This is a genomic window from Streptomyces sp. NPDC000345 (assembly GCF_042898825.1).
In the GTDB taxonomy this organism is placed as follows: Bacteria; Actinomycetota; Actinomycetes; order Streptomycetales; family Streptomycetaceae; genus Streptomyces.
In genome coordinates, this window is the sequence record NZ_JBIAZE010000006.1 from 207,874 (window position 1) to 225,709 (window position 17,836).

At 72.6% G+C, this 17,836-nt stretch carries 16 protein-coding genes; 9 read left to right on the plus strand and 7 right to left on the minus strand.

Annotated elements, in window-relative coordinates:
- Position 1 precedes the first annotated feature (1 nt).
- The gene (locus tag ACFY30_RS16725; protein ID WP_390845918.1) at positions 2-490 is read left to right on the plus strand and encodes a GbsR/MarR family transcriptional regulator; all 489 of its coding nucleotides are present in this window, start codon (positions 2-4) and stop codon (positions 488-490) included.
- On the opposite strand, the gene ACFY30_RS16730 is transcribed toward ACFY30_RS16725, so the two are convergent.
- The gene (locus tag ACFY30_RS16730) at positions 487-1,995 is read right to left on the minus strand and encodes an APC family permease (RefSeq protein ID WP_390845919.1); all 1,509 of its coding nucleotides are present in this window, start codon (positions 1,993-1,995) and stop codon (positions 487-489) included. The genes ACFY30_RS16725 and ACFY30_RS16730 overlap by 4 nt on opposite strands.
- Positions 1,996-2,144: 149 nt before the next feature.
- Here ACFY30_RS16730 and ACFY30_RS16735 point away from each other — a divergent pair, with 149 nt between their 5' ends.
- Together ACFY30_RS16735 and eutC are read left to right on the plus strand one after the other, a co-directional pair.
- Positions 2,145-3,539: an ethanolamine ammonia-lyase subunit EutB gene (locus ACFY30_RS16735; RefSeq protein ID WP_390845920.1), complete on the plus strand. Its 1,395-nt coding sequence runs from the start codon at positions 2,145-2,147 to the stop codon at positions 3,537-3,539.
- On the plus strand, positions 3,536-4,297 hold the full coding sequence (gene eutC / locus ACFY30_RS16740) for an ethanolamine ammonia-lyase subunit EutC (protein ID WP_390845921.1): 762 nt from the start codon (positions 3,536-3,538) through the stop codon (positions 4,295-4,297). The genes ACFY30_RS16735 and eutC overlap by 4 nt, the downstream gene beginning before the upstream one ends.
- A gap of 259 nt (positions 4,298-4,556) precedes the next feature.
- Here the strand turns inward: eutC and ACFY30_RS16745 are convergent, their stop codons facing one another.
- Positions 4,557-5,402, minus strand: coding sequence for a diacylglycerol kinase family protein (locus ACFY30_RS16745; protein WP_390845922.1), 846 nt, complete (start codon positions 5,400-5,402; stop codon positions 4,557-4,559).
- 242 nt (positions 5,403-5,644) lie between these two features.
- Between ACFY30_RS16745 and ACFY30_RS16750 the strand changes: the two genes are divergently transcribed.
- Complete coding sequence (locus tag ACFY30_RS16750; RefSeq protein ID WP_390845923.1) at positions 5,645-6,928, plus strand: adenylosuccinate synthase; 1,284 nt, start codon at positions 5,645-5,647, stop codon at positions 6,926-6,928.
- An 86-nt stretch (positions 6,929-7,014) separates the two neighbouring features.
- Here ACFY30_RS16750 and ACFY30_RS16755 read toward each other — a convergent pair whose 3' ends face one another.
- Positions 7,015-8,046: a medium chain dehydrogenase/reductase family protein gene (locus ACFY30_RS16755; RefSeq protein WP_390845924.1), complete on the minus strand. Its 1,032-nt coding sequence runs from the start codon at positions 8,044-8,046 to the stop codon at positions 7,015-7,017.
- Positions 8,047-8,145: 99 nt separating this feature from the next.
- Between ACFY30_RS16755 and ACFY30_RS16760 the strand changes: the two genes are divergently transcribed.
- Together ACFY30_RS16760 and ACFY30_RS16765 are read left to right on the plus strand one after the other, a co-directional pair.
- Complete coding sequence (locus tag ACFY30_RS16760; RefSeq protein WP_390845925.1) at positions 8,146-8,796, plus strand: TetR/AcrR family transcriptional regulator; 651 nt, start codon at positions 8,146-8,148, stop codon at positions 8,794-8,796.
- 110 nt (positions 8,797-8,906) lie between these two features.
- On the plus strand, positions 8,907-9,200 hold the full coding sequence (locus ACFY30_RS16765; RefSeq protein ID WP_390846123.1) for a hypothetical protein: 294 nt from the start codon (positions 8,907-8,909) through the stop codon (positions 9,198-9,200).
- Between the two features lie 3 nt (positions 9,201-9,203).
- Here ACFY30_RS16765 and ACFY30_RS16770 read toward each other — a convergent pair whose 3' ends face one another.
- The 4 genes from ACFY30_RS16770 to ACFY30_RS16785 form a co-directional block, all read right to left on the minus strand.
- Entirely contained in the window at positions 9,204-9,854 is a 651-nt protein-coding gene (locus tag ACFY30_RS16770) for a hypothetical protein (protein WP_390845926.1), read from the minus strand.
- 60 nt (positions 9,855-9,914) lie between these two features.
- Positions 9,915-12,374 (minus strand): glycosyltransferase, encoded by a 2,460-nt coding sequence (locus ACFY30_RS16775; RefSeq protein ID WP_390845927.1) that lies wholly within the window; start codon positions 12,372-12,374, stop codon positions 9,915-9,917.
- A complete protein-coding gene (locus ACFY30_RS16780; protein ID WP_390845928.1) occupies positions 12,371-13,072 on the minus strand; it encodes a GntR family transcriptional regulator in 702 nt (233 codons plus the stop codon). The genes ACFY30_RS16775 and ACFY30_RS16780 overlap by 4 nt, the downstream gene beginning before the upstream one ends.
- Before the next feature lie 147 nt (positions 13,073-13,219).
- Positions 13,220-14,575 (minus strand): aspartate aminotransferase family protein, encoded by a 1,356-nt coding sequence (locus tag ACFY30_RS16785; RefSeq protein ID WP_390845929.1) that lies wholly within the window; start codon positions 14,573-14,575, stop codon positions 13,220-13,222.
- 201 nt (positions 14,576-14,776) lie between these two features.
- Here ACFY30_RS16785 and ACFY30_RS16790 point away from each other — a divergent pair, with 201 nt between their 5' ends.
- From ACFY30_RS16790 to ACFY30_RS16800, 3 genes are all read left to right on the plus strand, one after another.
- Positions 14,777-15,385, plus strand: coding sequence for a type 1 glutamine amidotransferase family protein (locus ACFY30_RS16790; RefSeq protein WP_390845930.1), 609 nt, complete (start codon positions 14,777-14,779; stop codon positions 15,383-15,385).
- Complete coding sequence (locus tag ACFY30_RS16795; protein ID WP_390845931.1) at positions 15,382-15,864, plus strand: MarR family winged helix-turn-helix transcriptional regulator; 483 nt, start codon at positions 15,382-15,384, stop codon at positions 15,862-15,864. Before ACFY30_RS16790 ends, ACFY30_RS16795 begins: the two co-directional genes overlap by 4 nt.
- A gap of 78 nt (positions 15,865-15,942) precedes the next feature.
- A complete protein-coding gene (locus ACFY30_RS16800; protein ID WP_390845932.1) occupies positions 15,943-17,796 on the plus strand; it encodes a serine/threonine-protein kinase in 1,854 nt (617 codons plus the stop codon).
- Positions 17,797-17,836 lie beyond the last annotated feature (40 nt).

Sequence of the window (17,836 nt, forward strand, 5' to 3'; positions counted from 1 at the left end):
CATGAGCGAAACAGCCCGGGACGCGGAAGCCGTCTCCAGGTTCGTGGAGTCCTTCGCCGCACAGCTCGTCGAAGCCGGGATGCAGCGCATGGCGGCCCGGGTCTTCGCCGCGCTGCTCTCCTCCGACGAGGGCGCGATGAGCTCCGCCGAACTGGGCGAGCAACTGCGCATCAGCCCCGCGGCGGTCTCCGGGGCGGTGCGCTACCTGGCACAGACGCACATGGTGTCGCGCGAGCGGGAACCCGGCTCGCGCCGCGAGCGCTACCGGGTGCACGGCGACCAGTGGTACGAGGCCCTGACCAACCGTGAGGCCGTCATCAAGCGCTGGGAGGGCGCGTTGCGTGAGGGCGTGGAGAGCCTCGGCGCCGACACGCCCGCCGGACGCCGCATGGCCGAGACGCTCGCCTTCTTCGAGTTCGTCGAGGGCGAGATCGCGGCCATGATGGAGCGGTGGCGGGTCCACCGGGAGAAGGTGTTCGGAGACCGTTAGCGCTCCCTGGTCTCCTCCAGCACCGTCCGCCCCAGCCGCAGGTACTTCTCGGGCGAGCGCCGCTTGAGGTACTGCGCGTAGCCGAGGCCGGCCGCCGCGATCAGGGCGACGATCCACGGGGTCGCCTTCAGCACCAGCGAGCCCGACTCCGCACCGGCGGCGGCGCCCATGTTGGACACCAGCAGCGCCACCACCGCGAGCATCGCGACACCGCCGGCCAGCGGCGCGGCGAAGGTCCTGAACCAGTGCCGGCTCTCGGGGTGGTGGGAGCGGAAGTACACCAGCACCGCGAACGAGCACACCGCCTGGACCACCAGGATCGCCATGGTGCCGAGGATCGCGAGCAGGACGTACGTGCCGGTGTACGGGTCCTTGCCCGCCGCCCAGAACGCGCCGATGAGAACGGCCGAGACGACCGTCTGCACGACGCCCGCGATGTGCGGGGATCCGTGCCGGCCGTGGGTGCGGCCGACGGTGCGCTGGAGGGACGGCAGGACGCCCTCCCTGCCCAGGGCGTACATGTAGCGGGCGGCGCAGTTGTGGAAGGCCATGCCGCAGGCCAGCGAGCCGGTGATCATCAGCCACTGCATGACGACGACCGCCCAGTGGCCGACGTACTGCTCGGTGGGGTGGAAGAACAGCGCCAGCGGGTCGGCGGTGGCGACCTTCACGGCCTCCTGCTCACCCGTGCCGGTGATGGCCATCCAGGAGACGAAGACGTAGAAGACGCCGACGCCGAGCACCGAGATCATCGTCGCCTTGGGGATGATCTTCTTCGGGTTGCGGGACTCCTCGCCGTACATCGCCGTCGACTCGAAGCCGACCCACGACCAGAAGGCGAAGAACAGCCCGAGACCGGCGGAGGTGCCCTTGAAGGCGTTGACCGGGTTGACGGGGGCGATGCTGAAGCCGTCCGGGCCGCCGCCGTGGAAGGCCACCGAGACGGCCATCGCGGCGAGGATCGTCACCTCGGTGGCGAGGAGGACGACGAGCAGCTTCTCGGCCACGGAGACGCCGAACCAGGTGCCCGTCGCGTTGACGGCGAGCATCAGGAGCGCGAACGCCCACCACGGGATGTGCAGCCCCGTCTGGTCCTCGAGGGTGGTCGTGGCGAAGGTCGAGAAGATGCCGATCAGCGCCGGCTCGAACACGACGTACGCGAAGGTCGCGAGGAGCCCCGAGGCGAGGCCGACCGAGCGGCCGAGGCCGTACGAGATGAAGCCGTAGAAGGCGCCCGTGGACGTGATGTGCTTCGCCATCGACGTGAAGCCGACGGAAAAGATTGCCAGGACGACCATTGCGACGAGATAGCTCGCCGGTGCGCCGATGCCGTTGCCCGCCGACACCATGAAGGGCACGTTGCCCGTCATCGCGGTGATCGGCGCGGCGGTCGCGACGGCCATGAAGACCACGCCCAGCAGGCCCACGGCGTTGGGCTTGAGCCGGTGAACGACCCCTGCTCCCGTCGCGTCCGCCGCCTGGGCGACGCTCTCGTCCACTGCCATCGGGTGGCCCCTCTCCTTGCCCGTCCACTACGTGCTGGACCGGAACTCTGTAGCCCGAATGAGTCGAGCAAGGGTCTCGGGGAGTTAAATGCTTGTCAACCAGACCTTTAGAAATCTGGCGGCAACACACGGCTCGTACGGTCGCCGTCATGAGCGCCTACACCTCCACCCTCGGCGGCGAGCGGCACCGCTTCGGCTCCCTGGCCCGCCTCCTCGCCGCCGCGAGCCCCGAACGCTCCGGCGACCGCCTCGCCGGCCTCGCGGCCCGCACGGCCCGGGAGCGGGTCGCGGCGCGCTGGGCGCTCGCGGAGGTCCCGCTGACCGACTTCCTCACCGAGCCCCTGATCCCGTACGAGGACGACGACGTCACCCGGCTCATCCTCGACACGCACGACCGGGCCGCCTTCGCACCGGTCGCGTCGATGACCGTCGGGGAGCTGCGGGAGTGGCTGCTGTCGGACGCGGCGGACCCGGCGGCGCTGGCCGCGCTGGCGCCGGGGCTGACCCCGGAGATGGCCGCGGCGGTCTCGAAGCTGATGGGCAACGCGGACCTGGTGGCGGTGGCGCGCAAGGTGCGGGTGGTGACCGCCTTCCGCTCGACCATCGGCCTGCCGGGACGCCTGGCGACCCGCCTCCAGCCCAACCACCCGACGGACGACCCGGCGGGCGTGGCGGCGGCCCTCCTCGACGGCCTGCTGCTCGGCTCCGGCGACGCGGTGATCGGCGTCAACCCGGCGACCGACAGCCCGCGGGCCGTACGGGACCTGCTGGAGCTGCTGGACGGTGTGATCGGCCGCTACTCCATCCCGACCCAGTCCTGCGTCCTGTGCCACGTCACGACGAGCATCGGCCTCATGGACAGGGGCGCCCCGGTGGACCTGGTCTTCCAGTCCATCGCGGGCACCCAGGCCGCGAACGCCTCCTTCGGCGTGACCCTCGGCCTGCTCGACGAGGCGTACGAGGCGGCGCTGGCCCTGGACCGGGGGACCGTCGGCCGCAACGTCCTGTACTTCGAGACCGGCCAGGGCAGCGCGCTGTCGGCGGACGCCCACCACGGAGTGGACCAGCAGACGGTCGAGGCGCGGGCGTACGCGGTCGCGCGCCGCTACGACCCCCTGCTGGTGAACACCGTCGTCGGCTTCATCGGCCCGGAGTACCTCTACGACGGCCGGCAGATCCTGCGCGCCGCCCTGGAGGACCACTTCTGCGGCAAGCTGCTCGGCCTGCCCATGGGCCTCGACATCTGCTACACCAACCACGCCGACGCCGACGACGACGACATCGCCACCATGCTGACGATGCTCGGCGTGGCCGGGGCGTCCTTCGTGATCTGCACCCCAGGCGGCGACGACATCATGCTCAACTACCAGTCGGCCTCGTACCACGACGCGCTCTATCTGCGGCAGGTGCTGGGGCTCCGCCCGGCGCCGGAGTTCGAGGCCTGGCTGGACGCGATCGGGCTGCTGGACGAGCGGGGCGGCATCCGCGAGGTCTCCGGCACGGCCCATCCGCTGACGGCGATCGGACGGGAGCTCGCGGCATGACGGACGTCCCCGCGCACGGCGGTGACCTGTGGCCGGCCCTGCGCCGCCGCACCCAGGCCCGGATCGGCCTCGGCCGGGCCGGCACCGCACTGCCCACCCGGCACCGCCTGGAGCTCCAGGCCGCGCACGCCGCGGCCCGGGACGCCGTGCACTCGCCGTTCGCCCCGGAGCGGGTGGCGGCAGCGCTGCCCGGGACGGCGACGGTACGGGTCCGCAGCGCGGCCCCCGACCGGCCCACCTACCTCCAGCGCCCCGACCTGGGCCGGCGGCTGGACGCCACCGACCGGGCACATCTCCCGGCCGGCGAGTGGGACGTGGTCTTCGTCGTCGCCGACGGGCTCTCCAGCCGGGCGGTGCACGAGCACGCGGCGGCGGTGATCCGGGCGACCACGGCCCGCCTGGGCGACGACTGGCGCACCGCCCCGGTCGTCCTCGCGGAACAGGCCCGGGTGGCCCTCGGCGACGACGTCGCCGCGGCGATGGGCGCGACGACGGTCGTGGTCCTGGTCGGCGAACGCCCCGGCATGTCGGCGGCGGACTCCCTCGGCGCGTACCTGACGTACCGCCCGGTCCCCGGTGTGACGACCGACGCCGACCGCAACTGCCTGTCCAACATCCGCCCGCCCCTGGGCCTGACGTACGAGGCGGCGGCGGGGAAGCTGGCGGGGTTGATGGCGAGGGCGCGCGAACTGGGGGGTTCGGGGGTGGGGCTGAAGGACGAGAGCGGTCCACCTTGCGCGATCGCTCAGCCACTCTGAGTGCGGGTGGTCCGGTGGCGGAGGGAGGGCGCGTCCGGCTGGAGCCGCATCGTCCCGCGGGCCACATCATCGACCGGGCGCCGACCCCGTATGTCCTTCCCGGGGACGCGTGCGCGTACGGTCCGGACATCCACGCCGTCCTTGAACAGGCCCTTCGAGACCGAGCGCCTTCGGCGAGCGCTCCACATCCCCGACCCGTTCGGCTGCGTCCTCGACACGGCGGGGTTCCACCGGCCGACGCCCGGCGGCGGGGCCTGACTCACCCCGCCGTCGGCAGCACCAGCCCCAACGCCCCCTCCCGCACGGTCCACGTCCGCCTCCGCACCGGCCCCGCCACCCCCGCGTCCGCCCGGTAGCGGAAGTCGGCGCCGGTCACCGTCACCACCCGCCCCCGGGCCTCCAGCGGTGCTGCCTCCGCGCCCACCGACAGGGGGCGTACGACCACCTCGGCAGCCCCCGACGACCCCGGTGTCACCGACACCGTCTCCACCGGCTGGTCCAGGTCGACCAGGGTCACCCCGTCCACCTCGACCCGCAGCCGGGCCGGGCCGGGCGGGGGCGTGGACGGGGCGGGGCGGGGCGGACGCGAGGGCACCAGGGTGCGGACCAGGGACTGCAGCCAGGGCCGCCCGGACGCCTCCATGGCCGACGCCTCGGCCGGTACCGCCAGCGGCGGAATCCGCAGCGCGCCCAGCACCACCCCGTCGCTGTCGTCCACCAGGACGTCCAGCCGCCGTTCCGCGCCGTCGAGGACGGCCCGCGCCGCCGCGACGGCGCTCATGGGGACCCCCAGGGTGTGCGCCACCCCCAGCACGGTTCCCACCGGCACCATCGACAGCACACATCCGGCCAGCTCCCGCTGCCGGTGCAGCAGCGAGACCGTCCGCAGCAGCGCACGGTCGTCGCCGACCACCACCGGCCGCCGCGAGCCGCGCCGCGCCAGCACCCGGGCGAATTCCTCGGGCCCCTCCGGAAGACAGACCTTCGTACTCGCCGCACCCGCGCTGAGCACGTCTTTCGCGATCCGTACGGACTCCCCGTCCGTCCTCCGGGCGACCGGATCGATGATCACCAGCAGCTGGTCCGGCGTCGCGAAAGTCGCCACCTCGGTCCTGCCTCGCTTCCTCGGGTAGCATCTTTGTGCAAGAGCCCCTTGCGCTATTGCGCCAGGGGCTTCGTCTATTCCGGGGCATCCGGGTCCGACGGTGTGCGACCGGCTACGGTCGCGTGGCGGCCAGTGACGGTCGCGGTACTGCGGCCAACGACGGTCGTGGTGCACGCGGTGGTGCGAGCCTCCGCGTACGCCCCTGACCTTGGACATGCCCCACCCGGAAGGGGTGTACGCGCGTGCCCGCACTTGTGCTGCTCGGTGCTCAGTGGGGTGACGAAGGCAAGGGAAAGGCCACCGACCTGCTCGGCGGCTCGGTGGACTACGTAGTGCGCTACCAGGGCGGCAACAACGCCGGCCACACGGTCGTCGTGGGTGACCAGAAGTACGCACTTCACCTCCTCCCTTCCGGAATCCTGTCCCCCGGCTGCACGCCGGTCATCGGTAACGGTGTCGTCGTCGACCCGTCGGTCCTGCTCTCCGAGCTGAGCGGTCTGAACGAGCGCGGCGTCGACACGTCGAAGCTTCTGATCAGCGGCAACGCGCACATCATCACGCCCTACAACGTCACTGTCGACAAGGTGACGGAACGCTTCCTCGGAAAGCGCAAGATCGGCACCACCGGCCGCGGCATCGGTCCGACATATGCGGACAAGATCAACCGCGTGGGCATCCGTGTGCAGGACCTCTACGACGAGTCGATCCTCACCCAGAAGGTGGAGGCGGCGCTCGACGCCAAGAACCAGCTGCTGACCAAGCTGTACAACCGCCGTGCGATCGCCGTCGACCAGGTCGTCGAGGAACTGCTGGGCTACGCGGAGAAGCTCGCTCCGTACGTCACCGACACGGTCCTGGTCCTCAACCAGGCGCTGGAGCAGGACAAGGTCGTCCTCTTCGAGGGCGGTCAGGGCACGCTCCTCGACATCGACCACGGCACGTACCCCTTCGTCACCTCGTCCAACCCGACCGCGGGCGGCGCCTGCACCGGCGCCGGCGTGGGCCCGACGAAGATCAGCCGTGTCATCGGCATCCTGAAGGCGTACACGACCCGCGTCGGCGCGGGCCCGTTCCCGACGGAGCTCTTCGACGAGGACGGCGAGGCGCTGCGCCGCATCGGCGGCGAGCGGGGTGTGACGACCGGCCGTGACCGCCGCTGCGGCTGGTTCGACGCGGTCATCGCCCGCTACGCGACCCGGGTCAACGGCCTGACGGACTTCTTCCTGACGAAGCTCGACGTCCTCACCGGCTGGGAGCAGATCCCGGTCTGTGTGGCGTACGAGATCGACGGCAGGCGAGTCGAGGAACTTCCGTACTCGCAGAGCGACTTCCACCACGCGAAGCCGGTCTACGAGACCCTCCCGGGCTGGTCCGAGGACATCACCAAGGCGAAGTCGTTCTCCGACCTGCCGAAGAACGCCCAGAACTACGTCAAGGCGCTGGAGGAGATGTCCGGCGCCCCGATCTCCGCGATCGGCGTGGGCCCGGGCCGGGACGAGACGATCGAGATCAACTCGTTCCTCTGATCGTCCCTCCGCACGCGGCTGTGCCCCCGACCGGCGACATCGGTCGGGGGCACAGGCGTGTCGGGCACCGGGGAGGGTGAGGGACTTCAGGGCGTCAGCACGACCTTCCCGGCGACCGTGCCCGACTCGGCCAGCCGCAGGGCGTCGGCGGCCCGGGCGAGCGGCAGCCGGGCCGCGATCCGCGCCGTCACCTCGCCGCGCTGGAGCGCCCCGAAGACCTGGGTGAGGTCGGCGCGCAGCCGGGCCCGGAACCGGTTCCTGGACAGGGCCCGCCCGGCCCACACGTTGAAGAAGTAGGCCCGGCGCCGGTTGGGCAGCGCGTTCCACAGCCACACCCGGCCGAGCAGCTTGAGTACGGGTGCCTGCTTGGAGCCCTCGGCGTCCCGGGTGGAGGCGCTGCCGTACGAGACGAGCGTGCCGCCGCGGGCCAGCAGCCGCCAGGAGTCGACGATGCCCCGCCCGCCGACGTGGTCGAAGACGGCGTCCACGCCGCCGGGGGCGAGGGCGCGGATCCGTGCGGCGAGGTCCTCGGCGCGGTAGTCGACGGGCGTGACGCCCTGCTCGCGCAGGGCGTCGTGGTGGCGCACGGAGGCGGTGCCGATCACCCGCGCGCCGGCGGCCCGCGCGAGCTGGACCAGGACCGAGCCGACGCCGCCGTTGGCGCCGTACACGACGACGGTCTGGCCGGCGCGGACGCGCGCCTTGCGGTGCAGCATCTGCCAGGCGGTGACGCCGTTGACCACCAGGGTCTCGGCCTCGGCCGCGCCGACGCCCTCGGGCACCGCCACCACGTCCGCCGCGTCGAGGGTGACGTGGCTGGCCCAGCCGCCGACCTTGACCAGGGCGGCCACCCGGAGACCGGCCAGGCCCGGATCGACGCCCTCGCCGGTCGCCAGGACGGTGCCGACCAGGTCGTAGCCCGGCACGAACGGGAACGGCGGCTGGTCGTAGTACCGCCCGCGGCGCATCTGCTGCTCGGCGAAGGAGACGCCGGTGGCCTCCATCCGCACGAGGACCTGCCCGCGTCCCGGGGCGGGAACCGCTCCGTGCCGGATCCGGAGCCCCTCCGGCTCGACCTTGCCCGGCAGGACGACCTCGACGAGTCCTTCGGCGTTCATGACGGCCTCCACGGCGATTGTTACTGGCTTTCGTGTTCGTTAGAAGTTGTAACTCACAGCGCGCGCGAGTGTCAATAACTTCAGTGATAGCCTCTAACCATGGTGGAGACGGACAGTGCGAAGAGCCCGCGCGAGCGCTACCGCGCCCAGGTGCGCGCGGAGATCAAGCGACGCGCCCGGGAACAGATCGCCGTGGCGGGGGCGTCGGCGCTCTCCCTCAACGCGATCGCCAAGAAGATGGGCATGAGCGGGCCCGCGCTGTACCGCTACTTCGCCGGCCGCGACGAGCTGATCACCGAGCTCGTCAGGGACGCGTACCGCAGCCTGGCCGACACCTTCCGCGCGGCGGCCGGGCCCGGCCCCGACCCGGCCGCGCTCGCGCACGCCCTGCGCGGCTGGGCCCTGGAGGATCCCCAGCGGTACTTCCTCGTCTACGGCACTCCCGTCCCGGGCTACCACGCCCCCGACGACGTCACCGCGATCGCGTCCGAGATCATGGCGGTCCTGCTCGACGCCTGCGTCGCGGCGCCGTCTTCCGGCCCCGCGACGCCGCTCGACGAGCACCTCGCCTCCCACCGGGCCTGGGCGGCCGGCCACCCCGCCCCGCCCGCGGCGCTCCGCCGGGCGCTGGCCTTCTGGACCCGGCTGCACGGCGTGCTGTCACTCGAACTCGCGGGCCATTTCGCCGGCATGGGCTTCGACCCCGCGCTGCTCTTCGCCGCCGAACTGGAGGATCTTCTTCAGCGGTGACCGGGGCGCGGGTCCGGCGGGTGCGCGGCGCGCCCTCGGCAAGGTATCCCTCTTTGTCCGGGCATATCCTGACTACGTCCGTGCGTGTCGACCAGAAGAAGGTGACTGCGATGCGCATGCTGCTGAAGGCGTCCATGAACACGGAGAAGGCGAACGAGCTCATCAGGAACGGGACTCTCGGGAAGCTGATCGAGGAGTCCATGGAGCAGATCAAGCCCGAGGCCGCCTACTTCACCACCGAGGGCGGGTGCCGCACCGCCTTCCTGTTCTTCGATCTGAAGGACCCCTCCGACCTGCCGGTGATCAGCGAGCCGTTCTTCCTGGAACTGTGCGCCGACCTCACCTACACGCCGGCGATGAACCGGGAGGACGTCCAGAAGGGGCTCTCCCGCCTCGGCCGCTGACGCTCAGCTGAACACGATCATCGAACCCTGCGCCAGGCTCCGCGTCGCCGCGGCGTGCAGCCCCAGCCAGACGTGCCGTTCACGAGCGAAGGGGCTGGGGTCGTACGGTGCCGGCACGGCGGGCTCCTCCAACTCGGTGGGAGCGGCGGGGGGCCGGGGCGCGGCCGGTGGGTTCGCCGCGTCGATCCCGATCGACGGCGCGACGAACTCCAGCTCCCGCAGCAGGGATTGGGACGAGCCCAACGGGCCGCCCCCGGCAAGGAGTTCATCGTTGGACAGCGGGTGCGGGAAGTCGACCGGGACGTACGCGCCCGCGTGGTCGTAGTGCCAGACCAGGTGCGACTGCTGGGCCGTCGACTCGAACATCTCCAGCAACTGCTCGTAGTCGCCGCCCAGTTCGTCCACCGGGGTCACCGGCAGCCGGCACACCTGGAGCAGATAGGCGCGGCGCAGGAAGTGCAGCGCGTCGTAGTCGAAGCCCGCCACCGGGGCGACCTCGCCGGACAGGCCCGGCATGTACTGGTACACCGGCACCGGCGGCAGCCCCGCCTCGGCCAGCACCTTGTCGTACTGCGCGAGTTCCTCGGCGAACGGGTTGTCGGGGGTGTGGCACAACACGTCGACGAGCGGTACCAGCCACAGGTCACAGGCCAAAGAGAACTCCTCCAGTCGTGTGCGTCAGGGCAGGGTAATGGGTGCGCCCCTGCCGCGGCGTCAGCCGTGCGGCGACTTGTGCAGGTCCCATACCCACACTCCGTCCACCCGCCTCCCGTGCCGGCCCACCAGCTTGTCCACGGTCTCACGCAGGACGTCCGCGTGCGGCTGCGGGGCCAGCACGAGCGCGCCCGCCCGCCAGTACGCCAGGTCCCTGGCGGCCGCCTCGCGTGCGGCCGGGTCGATCACCGGCACCACGCCCGTGTACCGCGCGTCCCGCAGCAGGCTCGCCGTGAAGCGCAGCGGGACGCCGTACACGCCGGTGCGGTCGCCGTCGCCGTACGGGCCGTTGAAGTAGCCGCCGGGCATCCGGAAGCCGAGGCCGGCGGCCGTCTGCCAGTGCAGCGCCTCGGCGGCCTCGGGCTCTGCGAGCGGCACCGGGACCAGGGTCTCGCCGGCGCGGACGTACGACCGCCAGGTCCCGTCGGTGAAGAAGGCGGGCACCTCGGCGCGGGGCTCGGAGCGCAGCGGGGCGGGAACGAGAGGGAGCAGGGCGAGGCCCACGGCCGCCAGGCCCGCGTACCGCACCGCTCCCCTCACCCCGTGCTCCGTCAGCCGGCCGACGGCCGCCGCCAGCAGCATGCCCAGCGCAGGGGCGCAGACCAGGGCCACGCGGCTCTCGATCACCGACTCGAACAGGGGAAGGCCGTCCAGCAGGGCCCAGGGGCCGGGGACGCTCACCCCGGCGAGTTCCACACGGGGGCCGAGGGAGAGGAGCGCCGCGGCCGACGCCGTGACGGCCAGTGCCCGGACGGCCGGCCGGCGCCACAGCAGCACGGTGATCGCCAGGGCGAGCAGGACCAGGGGCCAGCCGTAGAACGCGTTCTGTTCGGTCGGGTTGAGGGAGAGGGCGTCCGCGGTCCCCGCCTCGCCCGCGAGGAGCGAGCGCTCGGCGAAGGCGAGCAGCGCGCGCACGGAGTTGGCGGTGCCGGGCGCGGTGCCGTGCTCGATGCCGTCGTAGCTCTGCGGTCCGGAGAACTGCCAGGCCAGCGGGTACACGACGAGCGGGAGACAGACGGCCGTGGCGACCGCCAGCCCGCGCATCAGGGGGCGTACGGCCCGGCGGGCCACGTCGGGGCGTGCGGCCGCGTGGGCGGCGGCGAACAGGAGCATGCCGAGGGCGGCCAGGAGCAGGGGTTCCTCGCCGAGGAAGAACTGGTAGGCAGCCATCAGGCCGAGCACGGTCGCGTCCCGGACGACCCGGTCGCCCGTGCACAGGCGCAGGGCACGGTCGACGATCAGCGGGATCATGAACAGGACGACGAAGTTGGGGTGTGCGTTGGCGTGACTGACCAGGGGCGGCGCGAACGCGGCGAGCGCGGCGCCGGTGAAGGCGGCGGCGCGGCCGTCCACCAGCCGCTTCCTGATCAGCCGGTACCAGGCGGCGGCGGTGGCGGCCAGGCCCAGCGTCATCACCAGGCTGAGCGTGACCGCCGGGCCGGCCAGCAGCGTCAGCGGGGTCAGGGGGACGGAGAGGCCCAGCATGGCCGTGTTGGCCATCAGGTTCACTCCGCCGGGGAAGCCCTGGAGGTCGGTGAAGAGGGGGTTGCGCAGGTGGGCCACGTTGTCCGCGGTCACCGCGAAGAACCACTCCCACTGGTTCTGGTCCTGGAGGGAGTCGGTGAGATAGCGGTGCGCGGGGTCGAAGAAGCGGCCCGCGTACAGGGCGACGGAGAGGACGAGGAAGAGGGCGGCGGCCAGCAGGTCGGCCCGGGCCGGCGTGCGCAGCCGGGCCAGGTCGCGCAGGAAGCGGAGGTAGTCCGGCGGACGGACCTTCGAGCCGGGCCGGTGCGACCAGTGCACGGGCACCTCGGCGACCGGCCACCCCGCCCGCTGGAAGTACCGCAGCACCTCCACGTCGATCGCCCAGCCGTCGACGCGGGAGGCGGCGAAGGCGGCCCGGGCCTTGTCGCCGTCGAACAGCTTGAACCCGCACTGGGTGTCGCGTATCCCGCGCACCGCGGTGGCGCGTATGAGCAGGTTGCCCGCCGTGCCGAGCAGTTCACGGACCCGGTGCTGACGGTCCCCGAAGGTCGCGCCCGGGACGGCACGCGAGCCGACGGCCGCCGCGTGCCCGTCGGCGAGGGCCTTCTCCAGGTGCTCCACCTCCGCCGGCGCGGTGGCGAGATCGGCGTCCGTGACAAGGACGCGGCGGCCCCGGCTGGCGGCGACCCCGAGGCGCAGGGCGTGGCCCTTGCCCCGGCCGGTTCCGGCCGCGGTGACGAGCCGGACGCGCGGATCGCGGCGGGCCGTGACCAGCTCGCCGGTGGCGTCGGTGGAACCGTCGTCGACGACCACGATCTCCCAGTCGTCGCCGCTCGCGGTGAGATGGCGGACGAGGGCCTCCAGGGTGGGTCCGAGCCGGCGTTCCTCGTCGCGGGCGGGGACGACGACGGAGAGGCCGACGGCGTTCCCGGTGTCCTGGACGGTCTCCTCCTCCAGCGACCCCTCCGCCGTCACTTGGCCGCCAGCCGCTCGACCAGTGCGACGGAGTCGGCGTTGTACGCGGCGAGCATCGAGCGGGCCGTGGTCATGTCGCGCCGGTACAGGGCGTCGACCAGGTCGGTGTGGCCGGACCACAGATGGCCGCGCAGATCGGTCAGCCGGCGCAGGTGCTGCACGGTGCACACCCAGGTCTGCACCCGCAGCCGGTGCAGGAAGTCGGTGAGGTAGGGGTTGCCGAACAGGGCGCTGAGCTCGCGCCAGAAGCGCAGGTCGTAGCCGATGAGCACGGTGAGGTCACCGGCGGCCGCGGCCCGCTGGGCCTCCTCGCCGCGCCGCCGCACCCCCGTGACGGCGGCGGCGATCTCCGGGTCCTCCGGGGTGCGGAAGTCCTCCCGGTCCCCGTCCAGGCGCAGGAACATGCCTTCGATGATCAGGGCGCGCGCCTGGATCATGCCCCGGTAGTCCTGCACGGAGTACGCGTGGACCCTGAAGCCCCGGTGCTGGTCCGCCTCCAGCAGTCCCTGCGCCGAGAGATCCACCAGGGCCTCGCGCACCGGGGTCGCGGAGACCCCGTACTGGTCGGCGATCTCCTTGACCGTGAACTCCTGCCCGGCCTGCAGCCGTCCCGCCAGCACCTCGTCGCGCAGCGCGTCGGCGATCTGCTGCCGCAGGGTGCTGCGCGTCACGGCGCCGATGCCGCTGCTGCCGGACATGGTCGGGGCGTCTCCTCGGGCGTACGGACGGAAGGAACGGGCGTGCTCGTCGTTATGTACGAGCACGCCACCTTACGCGTTCGAGGATTTCAAGGCCCTACACGCGTAGCGTGCGTGCCCTGTCCCGACGATGTCGGAAAACTGTCCTCACTCTGTGTACTCGTCGGCCACCGAGAGAGCCGTGTCCAGGGCCGCGAGACCCTCCTTCACCTCGGACTCCGAGACGTTGAGCGGCGGCACGAAATGGGTGCGGTTCATGTTGACGAACGGCCAGACGCCCGCCTTCCTGGCGGCCGCGCCGAAGGCGGCCATCGCCGCGTTGGCCTCGCCGGCCGCGTTGTAGGGGACGAGCGGTTCGCGGGTCTCGCGGTTCCTGACCAGCTCGACGGCCCAGAACATGCCGAGGCCGCGCACCTCGCCGACGCTCGGGTGCCGTTCGGCCAGCTCCCGCAGCCCGGGTCCGACGACCCGCTCGCCCAGGTTCCGCGCGTTCTCCACGACCCCTTCCTCCGCCATGACCTCGATCGTCGCGACGGCGGCGGCACAGGCCAGCGGATGTCCGGAGTACGTCAGACCGCCGGGGTAGGGCCGCCTGGCGAAGGTCTGCGCGATCGCCCCGGAGATGGCGACACCGCCGAGCGGCACGTATCCGCTGTTCACGCCCTTGGCGAAGGTCATCAGGTCGGGTACGACACCGAAGTGGTCGGCCGCGAACCACTCACCGGTGCGTCCGAACCCGGCCATCACCTCGTCCAGGACGAAGACGATGCCGTACTTGTCGCAGAGCGCGCGGACCCCGGCGAGGTAGCCGGGCGGCGGGACCATGATCCCGGCCGTGCCGGGAACGGTCTCCAGGATGATCGCGGCGATCGTCCCCGGCCCTTCGAAGGCGATCGTCGTCTCCAGGTGTTCGAGCGCCCGCGCGCACTCCTGCTCCTCGGTCTCGGCGTAGAAGCGGGAGCGGTACAGGAAGGGCGCCCAGAAGTGCACGACCCCGGCGGAGGCGCTGTCGGAGGCCCAGCGGCGCGGGTCGCCGGTGATGTTGACCGCCTGCTGGGTGCCGCCGTGGTAGGAGCGGTAGGCGGAGAGGACCTTGGTCCGGCCGGTGTGCAGGCGGGCCATGCGCACGGCGTGCTCGACGGCGTCCGCGCCGCCGTTGGTGAAGAAGATCTTGTCCAGGTCGCCGGGCGTGCGTTCGGCGATCAGCCGGGCCGCCTCCGAACGGGCCTCGATTGCGAAGGCGGGGGCGAAGGTGGTCAGGCGCGCGGCCTGCTCCTGTATCGCGGCGACGACCTTCGGGTGCTGGTAGCCGATGTTGGTGTAGACGAGCCCGCTGGTGAGGTCGAGGTACCGCTTGCCGTCGTAGTCCCAGAAGTACGACCCCTCCGCGCCGGCCACGGCGAGCGGGTCGATGAGTTCCTGCGCTGACCAGGAGTGGAAGACGTGCGCACGGTCCGCGGCCTTCACGGCGGCGCCGGCCTGGGGGTCGGTCTGAGGGGTCATGCGGGGAGCGTAGGAGCTCTTGAGGGGGAGGGGGTATCGGCGACCTGTGCCGTGGTCGGGCGGATTCCGCGACAGGTTGTCGGGAGTCGGGGGAGCGCGCCGAGCAATTGACAGTTTACTGTCCAAGTGACAGCCTGTTGTCATAGCCGGGGAAGGTCCTAGTCGACGTCCCGTCGGGAATCCCCGGAACGAGGAGGAGCCATGAGCCGCAAACCCGTGCATCTCGCCGTGTACGACACGCTCGCCGACTGGGAGACGGGGTTCGCCGCGGCGCACCTCGCCCGCGGCGGATACGAGGTCCGGACGGTCGGGGCGTCCGCCGACCGGCCCGTGACCAGCATCGGAGGGCTGCGGATCGTCCCCGACCTGGCGCTGGACTCCGTACGCCCCGAGGACAGCTCGCTGCTGATCCTTCCGGGCGCGGACCTGTGGGACGCGGGCGACGACCTCGCGCCCTTCGCCCGCACGGCCCGCGCGTTCCTGGCCGCCGGCACGCCCGTCGCCGCGATCTGCGGCGCCACCGCCGGACTCGCCCGCGAGGGCCTGCTCGACGACCGGGACCACACCAGCGCGGTCTCCTTCTATCTGGCGGCCACGGGCTACGGCGGCGGACCGCGGTACGTCGAGACGGACGCGGTGACGGACGGCCTCCTGGTCACCGCCGGGCCGACCGAGCCCGTCGCTTTCGCCCGGGAGATCCTGCGGCTGCTCGGGGTGTACGAGGGTGAGGTGCTGGACGCCTGGTACCGGCTGTTCCACGACTCCGACGCGCAGGCGTACGCGGTGCTGGAGAAGGCGGCGGCCCGGTGAGCCGTGCGCACCAGGAGCTGCTCAGCCGCAGCGCGCTCGGCGCGTTCCGGCTGAACGGCCGCTTCCTCGCCGTCGCCGAGGAACTCGCCCGGCCCGCCGGGATCACCGCCGCCTGGTGGCAGGTGCTGGGCGCGGTACTGGGGGAGCCGCTGCCCGTGTCGGGGATCGCGCGGGAGATGGGGATCACCCGGCAGAGCGTGCAGCGGATCGCCGACCTGCTGGTGGACCGGGGGCTGGCCGCGTACCGGCCCAATCCGGCCCACCGGCGGGCCAAACTGCTCGCGCCGACCGAGGAGGGCCTGGCGGCGATCGCCCGTATCGACCCCGGGCACGCGGCCTTCGCCGAGCGGCTGGCGGCGGCGTACGGGGAGGCGGAGCTCGCCGAGGCCGTCCAGGTGCTGGAGCGGATGTCCGAGGTGCTGGACGCCCTGGAGCCGCCCGCCGCGCACCCCGCCGGACCGCCCGTTACGGAACCGTAGACATCGCGCCACGCGACTCCCCGAACGGCCGGTTTATTCTCGGCTCGATCACACATGTGGGGGAAAGGCGGCGCTGCCATGGAGAAACTGGGGCCGAAGGACCCGCAGCGCATCGGCGGCTACCGGCTGCTCGCGCGGCTGGGGGCCGGAGGCATGGGACAGGTCTACCTCGCCCGCTCCGACCGGGGACGGACCGTCGCCGTGAAGCTGGTCAGGCCTGAGCTGGCCGCGCGCGAGGAGTTCCGGGCCCGGTTCCGCCAGGAGGTGCGCAACGCGCAGCGGGTCGGCGGGTTCTGGACCGCGCCCGTGCTCGACGCCGACACCGAGGCCGCGGTGCCCTGGGTGGCCACCGGCTACGTGGCCGGGCCGAGCCTCCAGCAGGTCGTGGGCCACGACCACGGTCCGCTGCCCGAGCGGTCGGTGCGCATCCTCGCCGCCGGGCTCGCGCACGCGCTCACCAACATCCACGCCGCCGGGATCGTCCACCGCGACCTCAAGCCGTCCAACGTGATGGTCACCATCGAAGGCCCCCGCGTGATCGACTTCGGGGTCGCGCGGGCCCTGGAGACGGTGACCGACAGCGGTCTCACCCGCACCGGCGCGGTGATCGGCTCGCCCGGCTTCATGGCGCCCGAGCAGGTGCGCGGCGAGCAGATCACCCCCGCCAGCGACGTCTTCTGCCTCGGTTCCGTCCTCGCCTACGCGGCCACCGGCACCCTCCCCTTCGGCGGCGACGAGGGCGGCGGGGTGCACGCCGTGCTGCTCCGCATCACCGAGGAGGAACCCGATCTCGCGGGCGTGCCCGAGGGCATCGCCGACCTGGTCCGCGCCTGCCTGCGCAAGGACCCCGCCGCCCGGCCCTCGCTGGCCTGGATCCTGGAGCGGACCGGCGCCGGGAACACCGTCTCCGACGGCCACTCCCGTGAGCCGTGGCTGCCGGGCGCGCTGGTGGCCCAGCTGGGCCGGCACGCGGTCCGGCTGCTGGAGACGGAGGACCCCGAGAGCGCACCGGAGCACAGCGGCCGGTACGGCGAGGGCACGCCGGGGGCCGTGACGCCGACGCTGGTCGCGGGCCCCGGCCGGGTCCCGCCGCAGCAGCCGCCCGCACCCGCCGCCGTGCCGCACCCGGCGTACGGCCACGCCGTGCAGCATCCGCAGGCCGGCTACGGCCGTCCGCAGCAGCCGACGGGCGCGCCGATGCCCTACCACCCGTACACGGGCGGCGCCGGCGGCGGCTCCGCGTACGGCACCTCCGTCCACGGCACCTCGCCGTACGGCGGCCCTCCGCCCGTCGGTGCGACCCCGTCGTACGGCGGCCCCCACGATCCGCCGTACGGCCACGACCCTTCCCACGACGAGCCGGAGCCGGCCGGCCGCGGCGGCCGGACCACCGCGCTGCTGGTGGTGCTCGCACTGGTCGTCGCCCTCGCGGTCGGCGGCTCGGTGTACGCGTTCAGGAGCGGCGACGGTTCCCCGGACACGAAGGCGGGTCCGACGCCGAGCCGGACGGCCGCCTCCCGGGGTTCCGGCTCCTCGGGGTCCGAGGAGTCGTCCTCCCCCTCCCCTTCGCCCTCCGCCTCCGCCACCGACGGCGTGATCCCCGCCGCCTACCTCGGCACCTGGACCACCACGATCGACAACGCGAGCGGCGAGAACACGCGCCGGCTCACCATCGAGCAGGGCGAGGTCGGCGACGCGGTGCTCTCGCTCGTCGCCGAAGGGGACACCTACCACTGCGAGTTCACCGCCGAGCTGGCCGGCCGGCCCGAGGGCGACGGCCCGTTGGAGATCGGCCCGTCCACCGTCACCTCCGGCCGGCCCCGCTCCTCCTGCACCCCGGGCGCCGCCACCGAGGTCACGCTCCTGTCCGACGGCAGGCTGCAACGGGTCAACAACGACACGGGGGAGAAGCTGACCTACAGCCGCCGGTGAGCGGACGCCTCCGTCACCGGACCCGCCCCGGCTGCCGCCC

What these genes read in the sequence shown, in the direction of transcription:
- ACFY30_RS16800 (WP_390845932.1), top strand. Translation starts at nt 15,943, where the DNA reads ATGGAGAAACTGGGGCCGAAGGACCCGCAGCGCATCGGCGGCTACCGG.
- ACFY30_RS16755 (WP_390845924.1), bottom strand. Translation starts at nt 8,046, where the DNA reads ATGAACGCCGAAGGACTCGTCGAGGTCGTCCTGCCGGGCAAGGTCGAG.
- ACFY30_RS16725 (WP_390845918.1), top strand. Translation starts at nt 2, where the DNA reads ATGAGCGAAACAGCCCGGGACGCGGAAGCCGTCTCCAGGTTCGTGGAG.
- ACFY30_RS16730 (WP_390845919.1), bottom strand. Translation starts at nt 1,995, where the DNA reads ATGGCAGTGGACGAGAGCGTCGCCCAGGCGGCGGACGCGACGGGAGCA.
- ACFY30_RS16785 (WP_390845929.1), bottom strand. Translation starts at nt 14,575, where the DNA reads ATGACCCCTCAGACCGACCCCCAGGCCGGCGCCGCCGTGAAGGCCGCG.
- ACFY30_RS16765 (WP_390846123.1), top strand. Translation starts at nt 8,907, where the DNA reads ATGCGCATGCTGCTGAAGGCGTCCATGAACACGGAGAAGGCGAACGAG.
- ACFY30_RS16735 (WP_390845920.1), top strand. Translation starts at nt 2,145, where the DNA reads ATGAGCGCCTACACCTCCACCCTCGGCGGCGAGCGGCACCGCTTCGGC.
- eutC (WP_390845921.1), top strand. Translation starts at nt 3,536, where the DNA reads ATGACGGACGTCCCCGCGCACGGCGGTGACCTGTGGCCGGCCCTGCGC.
- ACFY30_RS16780 (WP_390845928.1), bottom strand. Translation starts at nt 13,072, where the DNA reads ATGTCCGGCAGCAGCGGCATCGGCGCCGTGACGCGCAGCACCCTGCGG.
- ACFY30_RS16760 (WP_390845925.1), top strand. Translation starts at nt 8,146, where the DNA reads ATGGTGGAGACGGACAGTGCGAAGAGCCCGCGCGAGCGCTACCGCGCC.
- ACFY30_RS16790 (WP_390845930.1), top strand. Translation starts at nt 14,777, where the DNA reads ATGAGCCGCAAACCCGTGCATCTCGCCGTGTACGACACGCTCGCCGAC.